This window comes from Streptomyces sp. NPDC057543 (assembly GCF_042801895.1).
GTDB lineage: Bacteria > Actinomycetota > Actinomycetes > Streptomycetales > Streptomycetaceae > Streptomyces.
The window spans coordinates 1-20,823 of record NZ_JBHVFF010000148.1; the positions used below are offsets into that span (position 1 = coordinate 1).

The following is a 20,823-nucleotide window of genomic DNA, read 5'->3' on the forward strand; positions in this document are numbered from 1 at the left end:
GGACGGCACGACGACGCGTACGCGCCGGCGGCGCTGCTTCTGCGGCGTCTGCCGCCGGGGCGCTCCCGGCTTCGGTGGTGGTGTTGTCGGACACTGCGGCGTCAACGGCCGGTATGGCCGGAGCTGCGGTGCCCGATGTCTCCGCCACCGGCGGGCCGGCGGGGCGGGACGCGGCTCGGCGCCTGCGGCGCGGGGGCAGCTTGTCGCCGGGGGCGTTGTTCTCTTCGGCGTTCCCGGTCGTGCCGGGTTCGTTGGACTGAGGCATGCGGGCGGTTCTCCCGTCAGGCTCCCGGGCGCCGCGTCTGGTTCCGGTCCAACACGGTCCGCGTGATGTACGCGGGACCGGTGTCCGGGGCGCGGGCGCCGCACGGGAGCTCAATGTCTGGCTCGCCGGTTCCGTACGCGAGGTGCGTACGGCCTGGCGAAAGTCTTATGGGTCATCGCGCGGCCCGGCCCAGGTGGCTCCCGAGTCGGAGAGCTGCGCTGCAACGACCGCCTTACGCGGAACCTGCACCTTCCGGCGCCGTCGCGACGGCGGTCCCGGTGGCCGTGGGTGGAGCGGCCGGGGCTGCGTCGCGGTCGGGCGCGAGCGGGTCGGTCACCGTGCCGGACTCCTCGTCGAAGAGCCCCTGCGCCAGCCTGGTCACCGCTGCGGGGACCGGCGGCGCCAGGTCGGCCACAACGCGGAGACCGGACAGGACGTCGTCAGGTCGCACGGCAGGTGTCACGTGCCGAACAACCAGCCGCAGTATCGCACAGGGCCTGTCCTCGGGCCTATCAGGCTGTGGATCAAGGGCCTCCAGACCGACCACGGCGGCGCGGGCGTCGAAGGTCCGCATGCCGTTCTTCGCCCGGCGCTGGACCTCGACGGTCTCCGCCTCGTTGAAGGCGGCCACGGCCTTCGCGGCCTCCTCGACGGGGACCCCGTCGAGACGCAGTTCCCAGATCGAGGCGGTCAGCCGGTCGGCGAGACCCGAGGTGCGGGCCTCCACGGCGTCGGTGATGTCGAGGCCGTCCGGCAGCGAGGCGTTGAGCAGCTCGCGCAGGATGGCGGGATCCCGTGCCTCGGTGAGGGCGATCTCCAGGAACTCGGCCTCACTGCCCGTGCCGGTGGGTGCGGCATTGGCGTACGAGACCTTCGGGTGCGGGGTGAAGCCCGCCGAGTAGGCCATGGGCACCTCGGAGCGGCGCAGTGCCCGCTCGAAGGCACGCTGGAAGTCGCGGTGGCTGGTGAACCGGAGGCGGCCCCGCTTGGTGTAGCGCAGTCGGATGCGCTGCACTGCCGGCGCGGGCGGCGGGCCTTCGGGCTGTCGCTTGCCCAGTGGTTCTTCTCCTCGGTGCGGGACGGACGCGGTGGCACGCCGCCCTCGAAATGCGGGTGGCCCGGGGTGTCCGGTCCGGCTCACCCCCGCTCGGCGTTTTTCTCTCCGAGCAGGGAGATCTCTGGTTCGGGCGCCGCGCTGGGCACAGTCCTTGTACTACCCAGCCTACGCGCAAGGGGGCTCCCCGGTTCCCGCGGAGTCGGAGCCCCGGGGCCGCCGACCAGTGCCCGCCAGGCGTCGCGGCGCGCCCGAGCCATGGTCTCGCGTGCCGTGCGCAGCGCCGACCGGGCCGCGCGTCCGGTCTCGACGGCGGCCCGCTTGGCGGGGGCCCAGACGGCGTCACGTACGAAATGCCCCACCGGCGTACACACCGCGCGGTAGGCCCAGGTCACCGGAGCCCCGACCAGATGCCACGCCAACCAGGCGATGGCCCGGCCGACGGCCCGCGAGATGTAACCCGCGATGCGCCAGGCGACACCGAACGCGGCGACGATCTCCCGGCCGACCGGGGCGAGGACCCGCCGGTACAGCAGGCCGAGCGGCGCGACGAGCAGCGTCAGGATCAGCCACTCCGCCGCTGCCCACAGCCCGCTCCCGGCGGCCGCGATCCCGCGTGCCAGCACTTCGAGCAGCCAGGTGATGCCGTGGCCGAGCGGGGTGAGCAGTTCGCGGTACGTCCAGGCCAGCGGCCGTACGACCAGGTGTTCCACCAGCCAGACGGCGGCGAGCGCGAGCGGCACCAGGACGTACCGCCACAGGGCGGCCACCGGCCGGACGAACAAAGCGGTGAGCACCCAGCCGATCGCGATGCCGATCCCCCGCCCGGCAGGGGCGAGCAACGCGCGGTACACCCAGCCCAGCCCGTGCCCGATCGGGGTGAGCACCGCCTCGTACAGCCACACCACCGGCACCACGAGCCCGTACCGCACCGCCGGCACCAGCACGTACCGCCAGAGCGCGACCCACGGCCGGACGAAGACCGCTGCGGCCAGCCACCGCAGCGCATGGCCCAGCGGGGTGAGCACCCATGCGTACAGCCAGACCGCGGGGGCCACCACCAGCGTCGCGTACAGCCAGGACAGGGCCCGGCCCAGGGGGCGCAGCAGGATGCGGTCGGCGGCACGGGCGGCGACCACCAGGACGTCCCAGACCATGCGTACGGGCAGGACGATCACCAGCACCACGATTCGTACCGGAATCCTGATGAGGGTGGTCAGACAGCCCTCACCGGCCTCGTAGTGCGCGGGAGCCTGGTGCTTGCCGTAGTCCATGCCGTACATGACGCGAAGGCCCGGTCGGGGGTTTCCCGGACCGGGCCTTCGTCACCGAGCTGTCACTCGGACGAACGTGTCCGAGGCGACTACTTCACGACCGACAGCGGCAGCAGCTTCTTGCCGGTCGGGCCGATCTGGATGCTGGTGTCCATCTGCGGGCAGACGCCGCAGTCGAAGCACGGGGTCCAGCGGCAGTCCTCGACCTCGGTCTCGTCGAGCGAGTCCTGCCAGTCCTCCCAGAGCCAGTCCTTGTCGAGACCGGAGTCCAGGTGGTCCCAGGGCAGGACCTCCTCGTACGTCCGCTCGCGGGTGGTGTACCAGTCGACGTCGACGCCGTACTCGGGCAGCGTCTTCTCGGCGGCGGTCATCCAGCGGTCGTAGCTGAAGTGCTCGCGCCAGCCGTCGAAACGGCCGCCGGACTCGTAGACCGCGCGGATGACGGAGCCGACGCGGCGGTCCCCGCGCGAGAGCAGGCCCTCGACGATGCCGGGCTTGCCGTCGTGGTAGCGGAAGCCGATGGAGCGGCCGTACTTCTTGTCGCCGCGGATCTTGTCGCGGAGCTTGGCCAGCCGGGCGTCGGTCTCCTCGGCGCCGAGCTGCGGGGCCCACTGGAACGGCGTGTGCGGCTTGGGCACGAAGCCGCCGATGGAGACGGTGCAGCGGATGTCGTTCTGGCCGGAGACCTCGCGGCCCTTGGCGATCACATTGACCGCCATGTCGCCGATCTGGAGGACGTCCTCGTCGGTCTCGGTGGGCAGACCGCACATGAAGTACAGCTTCACCTGGCGCCAGCCGTTGCCGTACGCGGTGGCGACGGTACGGATGAGGTCTTCTTCCGAGACCATCTTGTTGATGACCTTGCGCATCCGCTCGGAGCCGCCCTCGGGGGCGAAGGTGAGTCCGGAGCGGCGGCCGTTGCGGGTCAGCTCGTTGGCCAGGTCCACGTTGAACGCGTCGACGCGGGTGGAGGGCAGCGAGAGGCCGATCTTGTCCTCGGTGTACCGGTCGGCGAGGCCCTTGGCGATCTCACCGATCTCGGTGTGGTCCGCGGAGGAGAGCGAGAGCAGTCCGACCTCTTCGAAGCCGGTCGCCTTGAGACCCTTCTCGACCATCTCGCCGATGCCGGTGATGCTTCGCTCCCGCACGGGGCGCGTGATCATGCCGGCCTGGCAGAAACGGCAGCCGCGGGTGCAGCCGCGGAAGATCTCGACGGACATCCGCTCGTGGACGGTCTCGGCGAGGGGCACGAGGGGCTGCTTCGGGTACGGCCACTCGTCGAGGTCCATCACGGTGTGCTTGGACACCCGCCACGGCACGCCCGACTTGTTGGGCACGACGCGGCCGATGCGCCCGTCCGGGAGGTACTCGACGTCGTAGAAGCCCGGGACGTAGACGCCGCCGGTCTTCGCGAGCCGGAACAGCACCTCCTCGCGGCCGCCGGGGCGGCCCTCGGCCTTCCAGCCGCGGATGATCTCGGTGATCTCCAGGACGGCCTGCTCGCCGTCGCCGATGACCGCGCAGTCGATGAACTCCGCGATCGGCTCCGGGTTGAACGCGGCGTGGCCGCCGGCCAGCACGATCGGGTCGTCGACGGTGCGGTCCGCGGCGTTCAGCGGGATGCCCGCGAGGTCCAGGGCGGTGAGCATGTTGGTGTAGCCGAGCTCGGTGGAGAAGCTCAGCCCGAAGACGTCGAACGCCTTGACCGGGCGGTGGCTGTCCACGGTGAACTGCGGGACCTTGTGCTCGCGCATCAGCTCTTCGAGGTCCGGCCACACGCTGTAGGTGCGCTCGGCGAGGACGCCCTGGCGCTCGTTGAGCACCTCGTACAGGATCATGACGCCCTGGTTGGGGAGTCCGACCTCATACGCGTCCGGGTACATCAGCGCCCAGCGGACGTCGCATTCGTCCCACGGCTTGACGGTGGAGTTCAGCTCACCGCCGACGTACTGGATGGGCTTCTGCACATGCGGGAGCAGAGCTTCGAGCTGTGGGAAGACCGAATCGACAGACATCGCGAACTTTCGAGAGCCGGCAAGGGTGACCATCAAGCGTACCCCGGCACTCAGCCTTCCAGCGCCGATCGCACTCGTGGCCGCGACGCCCGCTTCCACACCTCGGGCAGCTCCCGTTCACCGGCGGCGGCGGTCGCCTCCTCGCGCCCGTACAGCAGTCCCCAGGTGAATCCCGGCTCCCCCGCCGCGTGTGCCTGGACGGCCAGGGTGCGCAGGGCGTCGCGGGCCACGACGCTGTCCTGGTGGTCGCCGAGGAGGGTCTGGAGGGCCTTCATCCGTTTGGCGATCCGCTTGGCAGGCTTCCCGAGCGCGGGCCGGGCCGCCTCCGCCGCGTAGCGAGCACGCTTGGCCGCCTTGCGGGCGTCGTGCATGGCGAGATCCCGGTCCTCGCCGGGCGGGAGTTCCAAGGCGTGGCCGACGCGGGTCGCGAGACGCTCGTACTCCTTCAGTACGGCGCGGGGCAGCGCCCGGTCGGGAGCCTTGGACGCGGCGGGCAGCAGCGGCGGGGCGGCGAGCAGGGCGTCGAGGCTGTCCAGGATTGCCAGGTAGCGCGTTCCGTCGAGTACGCCGACGGTCCGGCGCCGGGAGCCGCCCCGGCGGGCCACCGACCAGATCCGGAGCCTGCTGCGGACGGGGCCGAGGACCAGGGTGCCGGGCAGGCCGTCGAGGCGGGCGCGCAGCCGGGCGTCGAGGACTTCCTGGTCGCGGTCGATACCGAGTTCGGCGGCCAGCCACTTCAGCTCGTCGCCCACCGGGTCGGTGACGCCGCGGTCGAGGATCTTCCCGTAGGACCGCAGCGCGCTGCGGAGCCTGCGGGTGGCGACCCGCATCTGGTGCACGGAGTCGGGGAGGTCACGGCGCACGGCGGGGTCGAGGGCGGTGATCGCCTCGGTCTGGTGGCGGATGTACGTGAGGACGTGGTCGCCGGCGGTGAGGTGCGCCTCCTTCCGGCCGGGGGTCTTCTTCGGCTTCGGCGCGGTCTCGGCGAGCGCCCTGGCCAGTTTGGACGGTGCCACCGACGGGCGGACTCCGGCCTTGCGCAGCCTCCGTTCGACAGCGTCGAGGAAGGCGGGGTCGCCGTCGTCGGCGAGTTCGACCTCGATCTCCGTCCAGGCGGCCGTACCGCTGCCGCCGGTCAGCCGTTCGGCCCGCACGGTGTCGATGCTGACCTCGGCGAGCAGCGCGCCCCCGGCGTCGAGGAGGAGGTGGACGTCCCGGGCGGAGCGCAGCCGGACGACGGGGACGAGCTCCCTGTCCCGGACCCGGGAGCGGAGCAGCCCGGCGAGGGAGGGCGGCAGGGTGTCGGAGAGCGGTTCGCGCAGCTCGTCCCGGATGCCGGAGGCGACCGGGAATTTGACGTGCCAGCCGGCGTCGCTCCCGCCGGTGCGGCGGCGCAGGGTGAGGGAGTCCGCCGCGAGCCGGAGGTCCTCGGTGTCGTAGTAGACGGCGTCCAGTTCCGCGACGCCGCGGTGGTCGACGGCCGAGACCCCGGCCACCCGGCTCAGGTCGGGGAGCCGGGTTTCCGCAGTGGCTTCGTACTTCCGCTCGATCTCACGCTTCGAGTCCGCCATGAACCGAATCTAGACGTGTTGCACGCGAATGGGCAGTGCTCCCGCACCGGCTCAGGCGCTTATCGGCCGTTGCACCCTGATCGACTGGAGCAGTCCGACGGCCACCCAGACGGCGAACATCGAGGATCCTCCGTACGACACGAACGGCAGCGGCAGCCCGGCGACCGGCATGATGCCGAGCGTCATCCCGATGTTCTCGAAGGACTGGAAGGCGAACCACGCGATGATTCCGGCGGCGACGATCGTGCCGTACAGCTCGGTCGTCTCGCGGGCGATCCGGCAGGCGCGCCACAGGACGATGCCGAGCAGGACGAGGATCAGCCCGGCGCCGAGGAAGCCGAGCTCCTCGCCCGCGACGGTGAAGACGAAGTCGGTCTGCTGCTCGGGGACGAACTGACCGGTGGTCTGGGTGCCCTGGAACAGGCCCGTTCCGGTGAGGCCGCCGGAGCCGATCGCGATGCGGGCCTGGTTGGTGTTGTAGCCGACGCCCGCCGGGTCGAGCGCGGGGTTGGCGAAGGCGGCGAAGCGGGCGATCTGGTACTCGTCGAGCAGGCCGAGCTGCCAGACGGCCACGGCGCCCGCCACGCCCGCGCCGAGCAGGCCGAGGATCCATCGGTTCGACGCACCGGAGGCGAGGAGCACACCGAGCACGATGACGACCATGACCATCACGGAGCCGAGGTCCGGCATCCCCATGACGACGAGCATCGGTACGGCCGCGAGGCCCAGCGCCTTGGCGACGGTCCGGTGGTCGGGGTGGAGCTGGTCGCCCGCGTCGACGCGTTCGGCGAGCAGCATCGCCATGATCAGGATGATGGTGATCTTGGTGAACTCGGACGGCTGGAGCGAGAAGCCGCCGCCGATGATGATCCAGGCGTGGGCGCCGTTGACGGTGGCGCCGAGCGGGGTGAGGACCGCCAGTACGAGGATCACCGAGAGGCCGTAGAGGATCGGGACGGCGCCACGCAGGGTGCGGTGGCCGAGCCAGATCGTGCCGATCATCAGGGCGAAGCCGATGCCGGTGTTGAGGACGTGCCGGAGGAGGAAGTAGTACGGGTCGCCGTGAGTGAGCGAGTCGCGGCCCCGGGTCGCCGAGTAGACCAGCAGCGAGCCGATGAAGGAGAGCGCGATCGCGGACCCGAGCAGCGGCCAGTCGAGTTTGCGTACGACGGAGTCGCGGGCGATGAGTTTGCCCCAGGCGGAGCGCTCGGGGGCGTAGCGCGAGACGGAGAAGCCGGCCATCAGTCGCGCCTCCCCAGGATCGCGGCGAGGGTCTGTTCCTCCGGGGTCTTCTGCGAGTCGGGGTTGTACGGCTTGATCTCCGGGGCGTCGATAGAGCCGTCCCGCTGGATCTTCGGCAGGGACTTCTGCGGGGTGGGCAGCAGCGCCTTCTTCAGGTCCTGCTTGCCGGAGTCGTCGAGGCCGTAGAGGGCGTCGTAGATGTTGCGCACGGCGGGCCCGGACGCACCGGAGCCCGTACCGCCCTGAGAGATCGTCATGACGATCGAGTAGTCCTTGGTGTACGTGGCGAACCAGGAGGTCGTCTGCTTGCCGTAGACCTCGGCCGTACCCGTCTTGGCGTGCATCGGGATCTTGTCCTGCGGCCAGCCGCCGAACCGCCAGGCGGCCGAACCACGGGTCGCGACTCCCGCGAGGGCGCCGTCGATCTCGTTGCGGGTCTTGCGCGAGAAGGGCAGCTTGCCGTGCGACTTGGGCTTGATCTCCTGGACGCTCTTGCCGTCGCCGCTGACGATCGCCTTGCCGACGGTGGGGTCGTAGAGCGTGCCGCCGTTGGAGATCGCGGCGTAGATGGTGGCCATCTGGATCGGGGTGACGAGGGTGTCGCCCTGGCCGATCGAGTAGTTGACGGAGTCACCGGCGCGCATCCTGTCGCCTTCGAGGCAGTTCTCGTAGGCGATCTTCTCGACGTACGAGCCGTTCTTCTTGCCCTGCTTGCACCAGGCATCCTTGTTCGCCTTGTAGAAGTTCTTCTTCCACTGGCGGTCGGGGATGCGGCCGCTGACCTCGTTGGGGAGGTCGATGCCGGTCTCCTTGCCGAGGCCGAACTGATGGGCGGTCTTGTAGAACCAGTCCTTGGGGTGCTTCTTCGGGTTGATGCCGCCGTCCTTCAGCCACTCCTTGTGCGCGATGCCGTAGTACACGGTGTCGCAGGAGACTTCGAGGGCGCGGCCGATGGTGATGGAGCCGTAGCCCTGGGACTCGAAGTTCTTGAACGTCTGTCCGCCGACGTTGTACGAACTGGGGCAGGGGTAGTTGCCGTCGAAGGGGTAGCCGGCGTTGACGGCGGCGGTCGAGGAGACGACCTTGAAGATCGAGCCGGGGGCGGCCTGGCCCTGGATGGCCCGGTTCAGCAGCGGGAAGTTGGAATTCTTGCCGGTGAGTTTGGCGTAGTCCTTGGCGGAGATGCCGCCGACCCAGGCGTTGGGGTCGTAGTTCGGCAGGGAGGCCATCGCGACGACCCGGCCGGTCCTGGCCTCCATGACGACGACGGCGCCGGAGTCGGCCTTGTAGTTCTCGCCGGTGTTCTTGTCGAACGACTGACGGGCCGTCTTCATGGCCCCGTTGAGCTCGTACTCGGCGACGGCCTGGACCCGGGCGTCGATGGAGGTGACGACGCTGGAGCCGGGCTCCGCCTCGTCGTTCTTCGCCTCGCCGATGACCCGGCCGAGGTTGTCGACCTCGTATCGGGTGACACCGGCCTTGCCGCGCAGTTCCTTGTCGTAGGTGCGCTCCAGGCCGGAGCGGCCGACCTGGTCGGAGCGGAGGTACGGCGAGTCGGTGTCCTGGGCCTTGGTGATCTCCTCGTCGGTGACGGGCGAGAGGTAGCCGAGGACCTGGGCGGTATTGGCCTTGCCGGGTGCGGCGTAGCGGCGTACGGCGGTGGGTTCGGCGGTGATGCCGGGGAAGTCCTCCGCGCGTTCGCGGATCTGGAGGGCCTGCTGGGTGGTGGCCTCGTCGGTGACCGGGATCGGCTGGTACGGCGAACCGTTCCAGCAGGGCTGCGGGGTCTTCGCGTCGCAGAGCCGGACCTTGTCGAGGACTTCCTTGGGCTGCATGCCGAGGACACCGGCGAGCCGGGTCAGGACGCTCTTGCCGTCGTCCGCCATCTTCATCAGCTCGGTGCGGCTGGCGGAGACGACCAGACGGGTCTCGTTGTCGGCGAGGGCCACGCCGCGCGCGTCGAGGATGGAGCCGCGGACGGCAGGCTGGACGACCTGCTGGACGTGGTTGTTCCTCGCCTCGTCGCTGTACTCCTTGCCGTTGCGGATCTGGAGGTACCAGAGGCGCCCGCCGAGGGTGAACAGCAGGGAGAAGACGAGGACCTGGATGACGACGAGACGGATCTGGACCCGCTGGGTCCGGCCGGTCTCGGGGATGTTGCTCACAGGGCGCCCCCGGTGGTGGTCGGGCCGGAGACACGGGGGGTGTCCCCGCTGTGGTGCGGCCTCACAGTCGCTTGACTCCCTTGATCCGTCCGGCGCGTGCCGCACGGTTGCGGGCGACCTTGACGCGCAGTCCGCCGCGCTGGCCGCCGATCCGCAGTCCGGTGCCGGAGGACAGCCAGCCTGCGGCGACGTCGCCGCCGCCGGACGCGTCGGCGACCGGATCGCTCACCGTGCGTCTGGCGATCGCCATGACCAGCGGCACGACGAACGGCGCGAGGAGCAGGTCGTAGACGGCGGCGGTGAACAGCAGGCTGCCCAGGCCCACATGACGGGCCGCCGTGTCCCCGACGAGCGCGCCGACGAGCGCGTACAGCAGGGTCGAGCCGATCGCTGCGGCGACGACCCCGACCATCGGGACGACCGCCGACTTGAGCTGCCCGCTCTCCGGCTTGGCCAGTCCGGCGAGGTAGCCGATGACACAGAGGACCAGCGCGTAGCGCCCGGCGGCGTGGTCGGCCGGCGGTGCCAGGTCGGCGAGGAGTCCCGCGCCGAAGCCGATGAGGGCGCCGCTGACATGCCCGTACACGAAGGCGAGAGAGAGGACGACGAGGAGGAGCAGGTCGGGCACGGCGCCGGGGAGCTGGAGCCGGGCGAGGACGGAGACCTGGACGACGAGGGCGACGACCACCAGGAAGACGGAGAGCAGAGTCCGGTTCAAGCGCATGGGAATCAGCTCTACCTCTGCTCGTTTACCGTGGTGCCGGTGTTCGGTGTGGCGTTCGAACTGCTGCTCGGGGCCGGGGATCCGTTCGGGTCCGGGCTCTCGTGGATGTTCCCGACGACGTTTCCTCCGGTGTCGACGATGTCGCCGTTGGGCGAGATCGTCACGGTGACGGTCGGGGTGGGCTTGGGCTTGGCGGATTTGGCGGGCGCCTTGGGCAGGACCATGTCGCGGGGGTCCTCGCGCGGGGCCTGCACGACGATGCCGACGATGTCGAGCTTGGTGAACCCGACGTACGGACGGACGTAGACGGTACGGGTCAGGCCGCCGCCGGACGGGTCGACGCGGACGACCTCCCCCACCGGAACACCGGGCACGAACGGCTTGTCCTTGCTGGAACCGAAGGTGACCAGGCGGTCGCCCTTCTGCACCTTGGCCTTGCCGTTGAGGAACTGGACCGACAGCGGCCGGGAGCCCTGGCCGGTGGCGAAGCCCAGTTCGTCGGTCTTCTCCATACGGGTGCCGACGGTGAAGTCGGGGTCGTTGGCCAGGAGCACCGTGGCGGTGTCCGGGCCGACGGTGGTGACCCGGCCGACGAGTCCGTCGCCGTTGATGACGGTCATGTCGCGCTTGATGCCGTCGTGGGAGCCGGCGTCGATGGTGACCGTCCAGGAGAAGCCCTGGGCCGCTCCTATGGCGACGACCTCGGCTGCCTTGATGCCGTACTGTCCGGCGGCCGACTTCTTCAGCATCCGGTCCAGCTCGCGGACCCGGTTGCGGTTCTGGTCGTCGCTGCCGAGCTTCGTCTTCAGTGCGGTGTTCTGCTGCTCCAGTTCAGCGATCCGGTTGTGCCGGGTGCCGGAGTCGCGCACGGCTCCTATGGCGTTGCCCACCGGGTCGACGGCCGCCGCCACGCCGTTCTCGACAGGCCCGAAGACCGTCGCGGCGGCCTGCCGGGCACCGTCCACCGGTGACTCCTCGCCGCCCCGGATGTCCACCGTGATCAATGCGAATGCGATGGCGATCAGCAGCACCAGGAGCAGCCGGCTCTCTCGTGTGTCCCTCACGTGCGGCGGCCGTGCCTTCCTCGTCGGAATGTTCGTGCCTGTATATCAACGTTCGGCCGTACGCAGCGGCAGCGGTCCGCGCAGCGGACCACTGTGTTGTCCGCCCGCGGGCCGGGCCCGCCGTCTACCGGCGGGGCTGCGCGTCCAGCACCTGCTGGAGTGCCTCGAACTCCTCGACACACTTGCCGGATCCGAGCGCCACCGAGTCCAGCGGGTCCTCGGCGATGTGGATCGGCATGCCGGTCTCGCGGCGCAGCCGCTCGTCCAGTCCGCGCAGCAGCGCGCCGCCGCCGGTGAGGACGATGCCGCGGTCCATGACGTCGCCGGAGAGTTCCGGCGGGCACTTGTCGAGCGTGGTCTTCACGGCGTCGACGATCGCGTTGACCGGCTCCTCGATGGCCTTGCGGACCTCGCCGGCCGAGATGACCACGGTCTTGGGCAGCCCGGAGACCAGGTCTCGGCCGCGGATCTCGGTGTGCTCGTCCTTGTCCAGGTCGTACGCCGAGCCGATCGTGATCTTGATCTGTTCGGCGGAACGCTCACCGAGAAGGAGCGAGTACTCCTTCTTGATGTGCTGGATGATCGCGTTGTCCAGTTCGTCACCGGCGACCCGGATCGACTGGGCAGTGACGATTCCGCCGAGCGAGATGACCGCGACCTCGGTGGTGCCGCCGCCGATGTCGACGACCATGTTGCCGGTGGCCTCGTGGACCGGCAGCCCGGAGCCGATGGCCGCCGCCATGGGCTCCTCGATGATGTGCACCTGGCGCGCACCGGCCTGCGTCGACGCCTCGATGACGGCGCGTCGCTCGACACCGGTGATGCCGGAGGGCACGCAGACGACGACGCGCGGACGGGCCAGGTAGCGGCGCTTGTGGATCTTCAGGATGAAGTAGCGGAGCATCCGCTCGGTGATCTCGAAGTCGGCGATCACGCCGTCCTTCAGCGGCCGTACGGCAACGATGTTGCCCGGTGTACGCCCGATCATCTTCTTGGCCTCGGAGCCGACCGCCAGGATGCCGCCGGTGTTGGTGTTGATGGCCACGACGGACGGCTCGTTCAGAACGATGCCGCGCCCCCTGACGTACACCAGCGTGTTGGCAGTCCCGAGGTCGATAGCCATGTCACGGCCGATGAACGACATTGAGTTCCCCTTGTTCCCCATGAGGATGCGTCGGGCCTTCCGAGAAAGCGATGATGGCTTGTTCTGGTCGGCGAGATGAGCGCTGCGGGCGTGGAAGATTCCATCGTAGTGCCGTATGCACGGACACAGCGCGAGGGTCCTTCGCCTTGTAGGCGGAACGGGTGGCCGTTCCACTCATGGTGACGTTACGTCGGAGTGATGCGTTCCCGCGATCCGGGACCCTATGCCGAAGGGCGACCGAATTAATTCGGTCGCCCCAGGTCATGAGCGCTGTTCGACTGATCCGAGGTCAGAAGAGTCCCGGAAAGAAAAGCTTCAGTTCTCGCTCCGCGGACTCCTCGGAGTCCGAGGCGTGGATGAGGTTCTCGCGGGTGATCGTGCCGAAGTCACCACGGATGGAGCCGGGCGCGGCGGCGATCGGGTCGGTGGGGCCGGCCAGCGTACGGATGCCCTCGATGACCCGCTCGCCCTCGGCGACCAGCGCCACGACCGGGCCGGACTGCATGAACTCGACGAGCGGCTCGTAGAACGGGCGGCCGACGTGCTCGGCGTAGTGCTGCTCCAGCGTGGCGCGGTCGAGGGTGCGCAGCTCCAGCGCGGTGATCCGCCAGTCGGCCTTGCGCTCGATCCGCCCGACGATCTCGCCGACCAGTCCGCGCCGGACCGCGTCGGGCTTGAGCAGGACGAGGGTGCGCTGGGTCATGGTGTGCGGCTCCTTGCAGGCATGCGGGTGCGGTGAAGCGAGGCTACAGGGGTAAGGGAACGGGCCTGCGGCCGGGTTTGGCCCGGGCATGGGATCAGCCGCCGGCCGGGGCCTCGGCGGCCTCCTCCGCGGCCGCCCAGCGGGCCTTCGCCTCGTCGATCTTGCGGCCGTAGTGCACCGAGGCCCACCACAGGGCGCCGAAGACCACGCCGAGGATGAACATCATCGGGACGACGAAACCGCTCAGCACCAGGGCGATCTGCAGCGCCCAGCCGAGCTGTATCCCGCCGGGGCGGGTGATCATCCCGCAGAGCAGTACGGAGAGCAGCATGCCGATGCCGCACACCATCCAGACCGTGGTGTTCGAGAGGTCGTCGGACTTCATCGCGACGAGTCCGGCGAAGCCGATCACGAAGAACTCGCCGATCAGCGTCGATGCACAGAGCGTACGCACGTCGGTCAGTGCCTTCCCAGGAGCAGCCGGGCCTCGCCGACCGTGATCACGGAACCGGTCACCAGGACGCCGGCGCCCGCGTACTCGTCCTCCTCCTCGGCGAGGGTGATCGCCGCCTCCAGCGCGTCGTCGAGGCGGGGTTCGACCTGGACGCGGTCGCTGCCGAAGACCTCGACCGCGACGGCGGCCAGTTCGTCGGCGTCCATCGAGCGGGCGCTGGAGTTCTGGGTGATGACGACCTCGGCGAAGATCGGCTCGAAGGCTTCGAGGAGCCCCCTGACGTCCTTGTCGCCGCTCGCGCCGACCACACCGATGAGCCGGGAGAAACCGAACGCCTCGGAGAGCCCGTCGGCGCAGGCGCGGGCGCCCGCCGGGTTATGGGCCGCGTCCAGGACGACGGTCGGGCTGGAGCGGACGACTTCGAGACGGCCCGGCGAGATCACCGCGGCGAAGGCCTGACGGACCGTGTCGATGTCGAGCGCGCCGGGCTGCTCGGCGCCGATCCCGAAGAACGCCTCCACGGCACAGAGCGCCACCGCCGCGTTGTGCGCCTGGTGGGCGCCGTACAGCGGGAGGAAGACCTCCGTGTACTCGCCGCCGAGACCGCGCAGCGTCAGCAGCTGGCCGCCGACGGCGATCTCGCGGGAGACGACGCCGAACTCCATGCCTTCGCGGGCGACCGTGGCGTCGACCTCGACGGCCTTCTTCAGCAGGACCTGCGCGGCGTCGACGGGCTGCTGCGCCAGGATGACCGTGGCGTCCTGCTTGATGATCCCGGCCTTCTCGCCGGCGATCTCGGCGGGCGTGGCACCGAGCCGGTCGGTGTGGTCCAGCGAGATGGGGGTGACGACGGCGACCGAGGCGTCGATGACGTTCGTCGCGTCCCAGCTGCCGCCCATGCCGACCTCCACGACGGCGACGTCGACCGGCGCGTCGGCGAACGCCGCGTACGCCATGCCCGTCAGCACCTCGAAGAAGGAGAGCCGGTACGGCTGCTGGGCGTCGACCATCTCCACGTACGGCTTGATGTCCTGGTACGCCTCGATGAACCGCTCGGGGTCCATCGGCGAGCCGTCCAGGCTGATCCGCTCGGTGATCGACTGGACGTGCGGCGAGGTGTAGCGGCCGGTGCGCAGGTCGAAGGCGCCGAGCAGGGCCTCGATCATGCGGGCCGTGCTCGTCTTGCCGTTGGTCCCGGTGATGTGGATCGAGGGGTAGGCGCGCTGCGGCTCGCCGAGCACGTCCATCAGTGCGGCGATGCGCGTGACGGACGGCTCCAGCTTGGTCTCGCCCCAGCGCCCGGCGAGCTCCTGCTCCACGGCGCGCAGCGCCTTGTCCACCTCGGGGTCGGCGGGGCGGGCGGGGACGTCCTGGCCCTGCGGCGGCCCCGAGCGGGTGCGCAGCGTACGGCTCCCGGCCTCGATCACCGCCAGGTCGGGGTCGCGCTGGGTCGCTTCGTCGACGATCTCCGTGAAGGTGTCGTCGGGATCGGAGGCGTCGTGCCGGTCGGAAGGGCGGGGCTCACTCACGAGGCCAGTCTACGGATGGGCACGGACATCGTGCGCAGCGGCCGGTGACACCCGGAGTCCGGCCCGGGACAGGCGAAGCCCCCGTATCTCCTGGCACCGGGGATACGGGGGCTTCGCCGTCGGCGGGTGATCAGCCCTGCGGCAGGTTCGCCAACTGGTTGGTGATCCGCTCGATGTCCGCCTCGGCCTTGGCGAGCCGACCGCGGATCTTGTCGACCACGTTGTCCGGCGCCTTGCCGAGGAACGCCTCGTTGGAGAGTTTGGCGCCCGCCTGGGCCTTCTCCTTCTCGGCGGCGCCCAGGTCCTTCGTCAGGCGCTTGCGCTCGGCCGCGACGTCGATCGTGCCGGACAGGTCGAGGGCGACCGTGGCCCCGGCGACCGGCAGCGACGCGGTGGCGTGGAAGCCGTCACCGGCGGGCTGCAGGCGCAGCACCTGGCGGATGGCCGCCTCGTGCGGGGCGAGCGCGGTGCCGGTCAGGACGAGTTCGGCCGGGACCTTCTGGCCGGGCTGCAGGCCCTGGTCGGAGCGGAACCGGCGGACCTCGGTGACGACCTGCTGGACGAGCGCGATCTCCTGCTCGGCGGCGTCGTCGCGGAAGCCGGAGTCCTTCGGCCAGTCGGCGGTGACCAGGGTCTCCTTGCCGGTGAGCGTGGTCCACAGCGTCTCGGTGACGAACGGGACGACCGGGTGCAGCACGCGCAGCATCACGTCCAGGACCTCGCCGAGGACCCGGCCTGAGACCTTGGCGCCCTCGCCGCCCGCGAAGAAGGTCGTCTTCGACAGCTCGACGTACCAGTCGAAGACCTCGTCCCACGCGAAGTGGTAGAGGGTGTCGGAGAGCTTCGCGAACTGGAAGTCGTCGTAGAACGCGTCGACTTCGGCGACCGTCTTGTTCAGCCGCGACAGGATCCACCGGTCGGTCGCCGACAGCTGCTCGACGGGCGGCAGCTCGCCCTCCACGGTCGCGCCGTTCATCAGCGCGAAGCGGGTGGCGTTCCAGATCTTGTTGGCGAAGTTGCGGGAGGCCTTGACCCAGTCCTCGCCGATCGGCACGTCCGCGCCCGGGTTGGCACCCGTGGCGAGCGTGAACCTCACGGCGTCCGAGCCGTACGCGTCCATCCAGTCGATCGGGTCCACCGCGTTCGGGTTGGACTTCGACATCTTCTTGCCGAACTCGTCCCGGACCAGACCGGTAAGCGCGACGGTCTTGAAGGGGACCTCACCGTCCATCGCGTACAGACCGAACATCATCATCCGGACGACCCAGAAGAAGATGATGTCGTGCCCGGTGACCAGGACGTCGGTCGAGTAGAACTTCTCGAGGTCCGGGGTCTCCTCCGGCCAGCCGAGCGTCGAGAACGGCCAGAGACCGGACGAGAACCAGGTGTCGAGGACGTCCTCGTCCTGGACCCAGCCCTCGCCGGTGGGCGCCTCGTCGTCGGGGCCGACGCAGACCATTTCGCCGTTCGGCCCGTACCAGACGGGAATCCGGTGGCCCCACCACAACTGCCGTGAGATGCACCAGTCGTTGAGGTTGTCGACCCAGTCGAAGTACCGCTTCTCCATGTCCTTCGGGTGGAGCGCGACCCGGCCGTCGCGGACCGCGTCGCCCGCGGCCTTGGCGAGCGTCTCGACCTTGACCCACCACTGGAGGGAAAGGCGGGGCTCGACGGTCGTCTTGCAGCGCGAGCAGTGCCCGACGGAGTGGACGTACGGGCGCTTCTCGGCGACGACGCGGCCCTGCTCGCGCATGGCGGCAACGATCGCGGAGCGCGCCTCGAAGCGGTCGAGTCCCTGGAAGGGGCCGTGCACGGTGATGACACCGCGTTCGTCCATGATCGTCATGAACTCGAGGTCGTGGCGCCGGCCGATCGCGAAGTCGTTCGGGTCGTGAGCGGGCGTCACCTTGACGGCACCCGTGCCGAATTCGGGGTCGACGTGGGTGTCGGCGACGACCGGGATCGTCCGGTCGGTCAGCGGCAGCTTGATCCGCCTGCCGACGAGGTGCGCGTACCGCTCGTCGTCGGGGTGAACTGCGACGGCCGTGTCACCGAGCATGGTCTCGACCCGGGTGGTGGCCACGACGACGGTCTCGTCGCCCTCGCCGTACTTCAGCGAGACGAGCTCGCCGTCGTCGTCCTGGTAGTCGACCTCGATGTCGGAGATCGCGGTCAGACAGCGCGGGCACCAGTTGATGATGCGCTCGGCGCGGTAGATCAGCTCGTCGTCGTAGAGCTTCTTGAAGATCGTCTGGACGGCCCTGGAGAGCCCCTCGTCCATGGTGAACCGCTCACGCGACCAGTCGAGCCCTGCGCCGAGGCGCTTCAGCTGGCCCAGGATCCGGCCGCCGTACTCGTCCTTCCACTGCCAGACTCGCTCGGTGAACGCCTCGCGGCCGAGGTCCTGCCGCGACTTGCCTTCCTCGGCGAGCTGCTGTTCGACCTTGTTCTGGGTGGCGATGCCCGCGTGGTCCATGCCCGGCAGCCACAGTGTCTCGAAGCCCTGCATGCGCTTGCGCCGCGTGAGGGCGTCCATGAGCGTGACCTGGAAGGCATGGCCCAGGTGGAGCGCACCGGTGACGTTCGGCGGCGGAATGACGATGGTGTACGGAGGCTTGTCGCTCTTCGCGTCGGCGGTGAAGTAACCCCGTTCTACCCAGCGCTCATACAGCTTCCCCTCTACCTCGGCCGGTGCGTACTGGGTCGGCAGTTCGGGGTTGCTGGCTGGCTGCTGCGCTGCGTTCTCGGTCACGCCCGACAGTTTAGACCGAACGGAAATTGGGGCCGTCACAGTCGTGCTGTCAACTTGACCCGGTCCCGCAAGGACCGGGCTTGGAGGTAGAGCCCGGCTGGCTGCTGGGTCGTCTCCTCCGTCCGGGCCACCTATGGGGTGGCTGGGACGCGTGACTCACGCCCCGCTGTCCACACGGCTTCGCCCTTGCGGTCGATGTTGTGGGACGCGTTGTCGTCCGCGTGCAGGATGAGGCCGCAGGCGCGGCACGCGAACGTTGCTTGATCGACCCGGTTCTTCCCGTCGATGTACCCGCACTCGGAGCATTGCCGGCTGGTGTACGCCGGATCGACGTACACCAGCGGCACCCCTGCCCGGCGTGCCTTGTACTCGATGAAGGAGCCGAGCTGGCGGAAGCCCCATGTGTGCAGTTGTGTCCGCTGGTCCTTGCGGAGCCGTACCCGGTCGCGGATGCCCGTGAGGTCTTCCAGGGCGATACCGCGACCGGTGCGTTCAGCGGTGGTGACGATCTTCTTCGAGATGATGTGGTTGACGTTCGCGGCGTGCCGCGCTTCCTTGCGGGCGCGCTGCTTCAGTCGGCGTTTGGCGGACTTGGTGCCTTTGGCCTGGAGCTTGCGGCGCAGTTCGGTCTGCCGCTTGCGGTGCCGGTTCAGGCCGCGCCCGGCGGCTCGGTAGCCGGTGGATGTGGTGGCGATGTTGACGATGCCGAGGTCCACGCCGATGAACCCGGACGGGTTCTCGTTGACAGGGGCCTCCGGGACCTCGCACACCGCGACCAGGTAGAACACGCCGTCACGCTCGACGAGGTCCGACTCGCCTCTGCGGTACTCGCGGAGCATCTTGAGTGCTTCGGCGGAGCAGGCGAAGCGCACGGTTTTGAGCCGCTCCGCCATCGACCAGATGCTGACGGTCTGCGCGTCGTACTGCCAGGACAGGCACCGGTCGTCAAACGGGTGCGCGGCCTCGGGACGGAAGGTGATCGGCTTGGACTCTGCCTTGGTCCGGCGTTTCGATCCGGGTCTGCCCAGATTCCCTGCCCGGATGTTGGCCCACAGCGTGGTGTAGGCGTCACGGACCCTCTTGATCGTGTGCTGAGCCGCCTGCGCCCCGAGACCGGCCGCCTTCAGTTCGGCGTAGGTGTGCTTCCGCAGTTCGTACTCACGCGGCACACCATGCTCGAACGCCACGGCCGAGACCCAGTTCGCCCGGTCGTTCACCGCGTGCAGCGTCGCACCGATAGCCGATGCCTGCATGGCATCCGGCAGCAGCTTCACCTGCACGACGACTTTCACGCAGATCACGCTAATGCAGTTCGCCTATGTCACCGCAATGGGAACCGGACTCGAACATTCGCGTGGGTCGCGCGGTCGTCCGCCCCCTATATCCCCCTTTGGTCTCACCCCTGAGCACTCGTGGGCTCACTTCAAGGGGGTCTCCGCCCGCAGACTCGGCCAGTAGTACCTCGACATCATCCGCACATGCCTGTGGGGCACGCACTTCTGGTTACCCTCGCACTTCCCGGCTTCCTGTGGCGGCCGACGTTGCCCGTCATCAAGGAGTGCGTCGAACAGCAGAATCGTCCGACGTACCTGAGCCCGGAGCAACCTGGAGAAGAGATTCCTCCGGGGCCGAAGCCGCGGGGTTCCTCGCTGGATCGCGCTGAAACCGGTTTGTTCAGTAACGGTGTGGCTCCCGGTGGTCCACGCGGGTGGACCTTCCGTCAGGATGTTCGGAACGCATAAGCATTCCGATGAGCACTTCCGAACAGGGGACACCGCAGATGAGCTACAACCAGCCGGGCCCGTACGGCGGGCAGCCGCCCCAGGGCCAGCCCGGCCCGTACGGTGGCCAGCCACCCCAGGGCCAGCCCGGCCCGTACGGTGGCCAGCCACCCCAGGGCCAGCCCGGCCCGTACGGCCAGCAGCCGAACCCGTACAGCCAGCAGCCGCCGCAGGGCCAGCCCGGTTACGGGTACCCGCAGCAGGCCCCTCAGGGGGTCCCGCCGCAGGGCCAGCCCGGCTACGGCTACCCGCAGGCCCAGCAGCCCGGCCCGTACGGCCAGCAGCCGCCCACGCCCCCGTACGGCGGCCCGCAGTACGGCGGCCAGATGCCGATGCCCCCGGCCGAGCCGAAGAAGAAGACCGGCCTGATCATCGGCGGCGCGGTCGTGGCGTTGGCGGTCATCGCGGGTGGGGTGTACTTCCTGACAACGGGCGGGGGTGCGAGCAACAGCGATGTCGCAGACTCCACCAAGGGTTACAAGCTGACGCCTGCGGCTTCGGTGGACGACTACAAGAAGGACAGCAAGTCCACGGGGTCGTCCAGTCCGCTGACGGGATCCGCCAAGGCCAAGGCCGAGGCCATGGGGGTGAAGAACGCCAATAAGGTGGAGGCCGAGTATCTGAGCGGCAGCGAGGAGAACCCGCTGACCCTGAAGTACCTCTACTTCAGCGGGACCTGGGGCGACGTCACCGATCCGGCGAAGGTCGTGGACGGCTCCTTCGCGAACGCCCAGGAGGAGATGGCGAAGGGCGACAAGAGCTCGAAGGTCTCCCTGGTCGGCAGCCCCGAGGCAGTCGAACCGGCTGGGTTCAAGGGCGCGCTCATGAAGTGCCAGAGTCTGAAAACGATCAACGAGGGCGGCGACGGCACAGCTGCGAAAGGCCCCAAGGAATTCATCACGCCCGTCTGCGTCTGGGCCGACTACAGCACAGTCGGCGTGGTTGTCGGCATGGACGTCGGTGCAGCCATGACCAACAAGTCCATGCCGCAGGAAGATGTGGCCGCGCTCGCCGCCAAGCTCTACAACACGTCCCGCACCAAGATCTGATCGCGTCACGACGTCGGAAGGGGCGCCCCGCCAGTTC

The 20,823-nt window shown here is 69.3% G+C and carries 16 protein-coding genes; 1 reads left to right on the forward strand and 15 read right to left on the reverse strand.

From position 1 onward, the window contains the following. The 15 genes from ACFU8Q_RS23590 to ACFU8Q_RS23660 form a co-directional block, all read right to left on the reverse strand. The coding region (locus ACFU8Q_RS23590; RefSeq protein WP_384457125.1) for a hypothetical protein at positions 1-265 on the reverse strand (265 nt) is incomplete at its 3' end. 232 nt (positions 266-497) lie between these two features. Then, the gene (locus ACFU8Q_RS23595; protein WP_384457127.1) at positions 498-1,280 is read right to left on the reverse strand and encodes a TIGR03936 family radical SAM-associated protein; all 783 of its coding nucleotides are present in this window, start codon (positions 1,278-1,280) and stop codon (positions 498-500) included. Between the two features lie 122 nt (positions 1,281-1,402). After that, positions 1,403-2,593: a hypothetical protein gene (locus ACFU8Q_RS23600; protein WP_384457129.1), complete on the reverse strand. Its 1,191-nt coding sequence runs from the start codon at positions 2,591-2,593 to the stop codon at positions 1,403-1,405. 89 nt (positions 2,594-2,682) lie between these two features. After that, positions 2,683-4,608: a TIGR03960 family B12-binding radical SAM protein gene (locus ACFU8Q_RS23605; protein WP_384457131.1), complete on the reverse strand. Its 1,926-nt coding sequence runs from the start codon at positions 4,606-4,608 to the stop codon at positions 2,683-2,685. Between the two features lie 50 nt (positions 4,609-4,658). Next, positions 4,659-6,179, reverse strand: a complete 1,521-nt coding sequence (locus ACFU8Q_RS23610) for a CHAD domain-containing protein (RefSeq protein ID WP_384457132.1) — start codon at positions 6,177-6,179, stop codon at positions 4,659-4,661. A 51-nt stretch (positions 6,180-6,230) separates the two neighbouring features. Then, a complete protein-coding gene (rodA, locus tag ACFU8Q_RS23615; RefSeq protein ID WP_384457134.1) occupies positions 6,231-7,421 on the reverse strand; it encodes a rod shape-determining protein RodA in 1,191 nt (396 codons plus the stop codon). After that, positions 7,421-9,586, reverse strand: a complete 2,166-nt coding sequence (gene mrdA, locus ACFU8Q_RS23620; RefSeq protein WP_384457135.1) for a penicillin-binding protein 2 — start codon at positions 9,584-9,586, stop codon at positions 7,421-7,423. Before mrdA ends, rodA begins: the two co-directional genes overlap by 1 nt. A 61-nt stretch (positions 9,587-9,647) precedes the next feature. Further along, a complete protein-coding gene (mreD, locus tag ACFU8Q_RS23625) occupies positions 9,648-10,310 on the reverse strand; it encodes a rod shape-determining protein MreD (protein ID WP_384457137.1) in 663 nt (220 codons plus the stop codon). An 11-nt stretch (positions 10,311-10,321) separates the two neighbouring features. Continuing rightward, positions 10,322-11,374, reverse strand: coding sequence for a rod shape-determining protein MreC (gene mreC, locus ACFU8Q_RS23630; protein WP_384457139.1), 1,053 nt, complete (start codon positions 11,372-11,374; stop codon positions 10,322-10,324). A gap of 124 nt (positions 11,375-11,498) precedes the next feature. Next, positions 11,499-12,518, reverse strand: a complete 1,020-nt coding sequence (locus tag ACFU8Q_RS23635) for a rod shape-determining protein (protein ID WP_266746179.1) — start codon at positions 12,516-12,518, stop codon at positions 11,499-11,501. 289 nt (positions 12,519-12,807) lie between these two features. Then, the gene (ndk, locus tag ACFU8Q_RS23640; protein ID WP_384457142.1) at positions 12,808-13,221 is read right to left on the reverse strand and encodes a nucleoside-diphosphate kinase; all 414 of its coding nucleotides are present in this window, start codon (positions 13,219-13,221) and stop codon (positions 12,808-12,810) included. 94 nt (positions 13,222-13,315) lie between these two features. After that, entirely contained in the window at positions 13,316-13,675 is a 360-nt protein-coding gene (locus tag ACFU8Q_RS23645; RefSeq protein WP_384457144.1) for a DUF4233 domain-containing protein, read from the reverse strand. A gap of 5 nt (positions 13,676-13,680) precedes the next feature. Beyond that, a complete protein-coding gene (locus ACFU8Q_RS23650; protein WP_384457146.1) occupies positions 13,681-15,204 on the reverse strand; it encodes a bifunctional folylpolyglutamate synthase/dihydrofolate synthase in 1,524 nt (507 codons plus the stop codon). 130 nt (positions 15,205-15,334) lie between these two features. Then, positions 15,335-17,956 (reverse strand): valine--tRNA ligase, encoded by a 2,622-nt coding sequence (locus ACFU8Q_RS23655; RefSeq protein WP_384457148.1) that lies wholly within the window; start codon positions 17,954-17,956, stop codon positions 15,335-15,337. Positions 17,957-18,087: 131 nt separating this feature from the next. After that, entirely contained in the window at positions 18,088-19,248 is a 1,161-nt protein-coding gene (locus ACFU8Q_RS23660) for an RNA-guided endonuclease InsQ/TnpB family protein (protein WP_384457150.1), read from the reverse strand. A 488-nt stretch (positions 19,249-19,736) separates the two neighbouring features. Between ACFU8Q_RS23660 and ACFU8Q_RS23665 the strand changes: the two genes are divergently transcribed. After that, positions 19,737-20,786 (forward strand): hypothetical protein, encoded by a 1,050-nt coding sequence (locus ACFU8Q_RS23665; RefSeq protein ID WP_384457152.1) that lies wholly within the window; start codon positions 19,737-19,739, stop codon positions 20,784-20,786. The last annotated feature ends 37 nt before the right edge of the window (positions 20,787-20,823 follow it).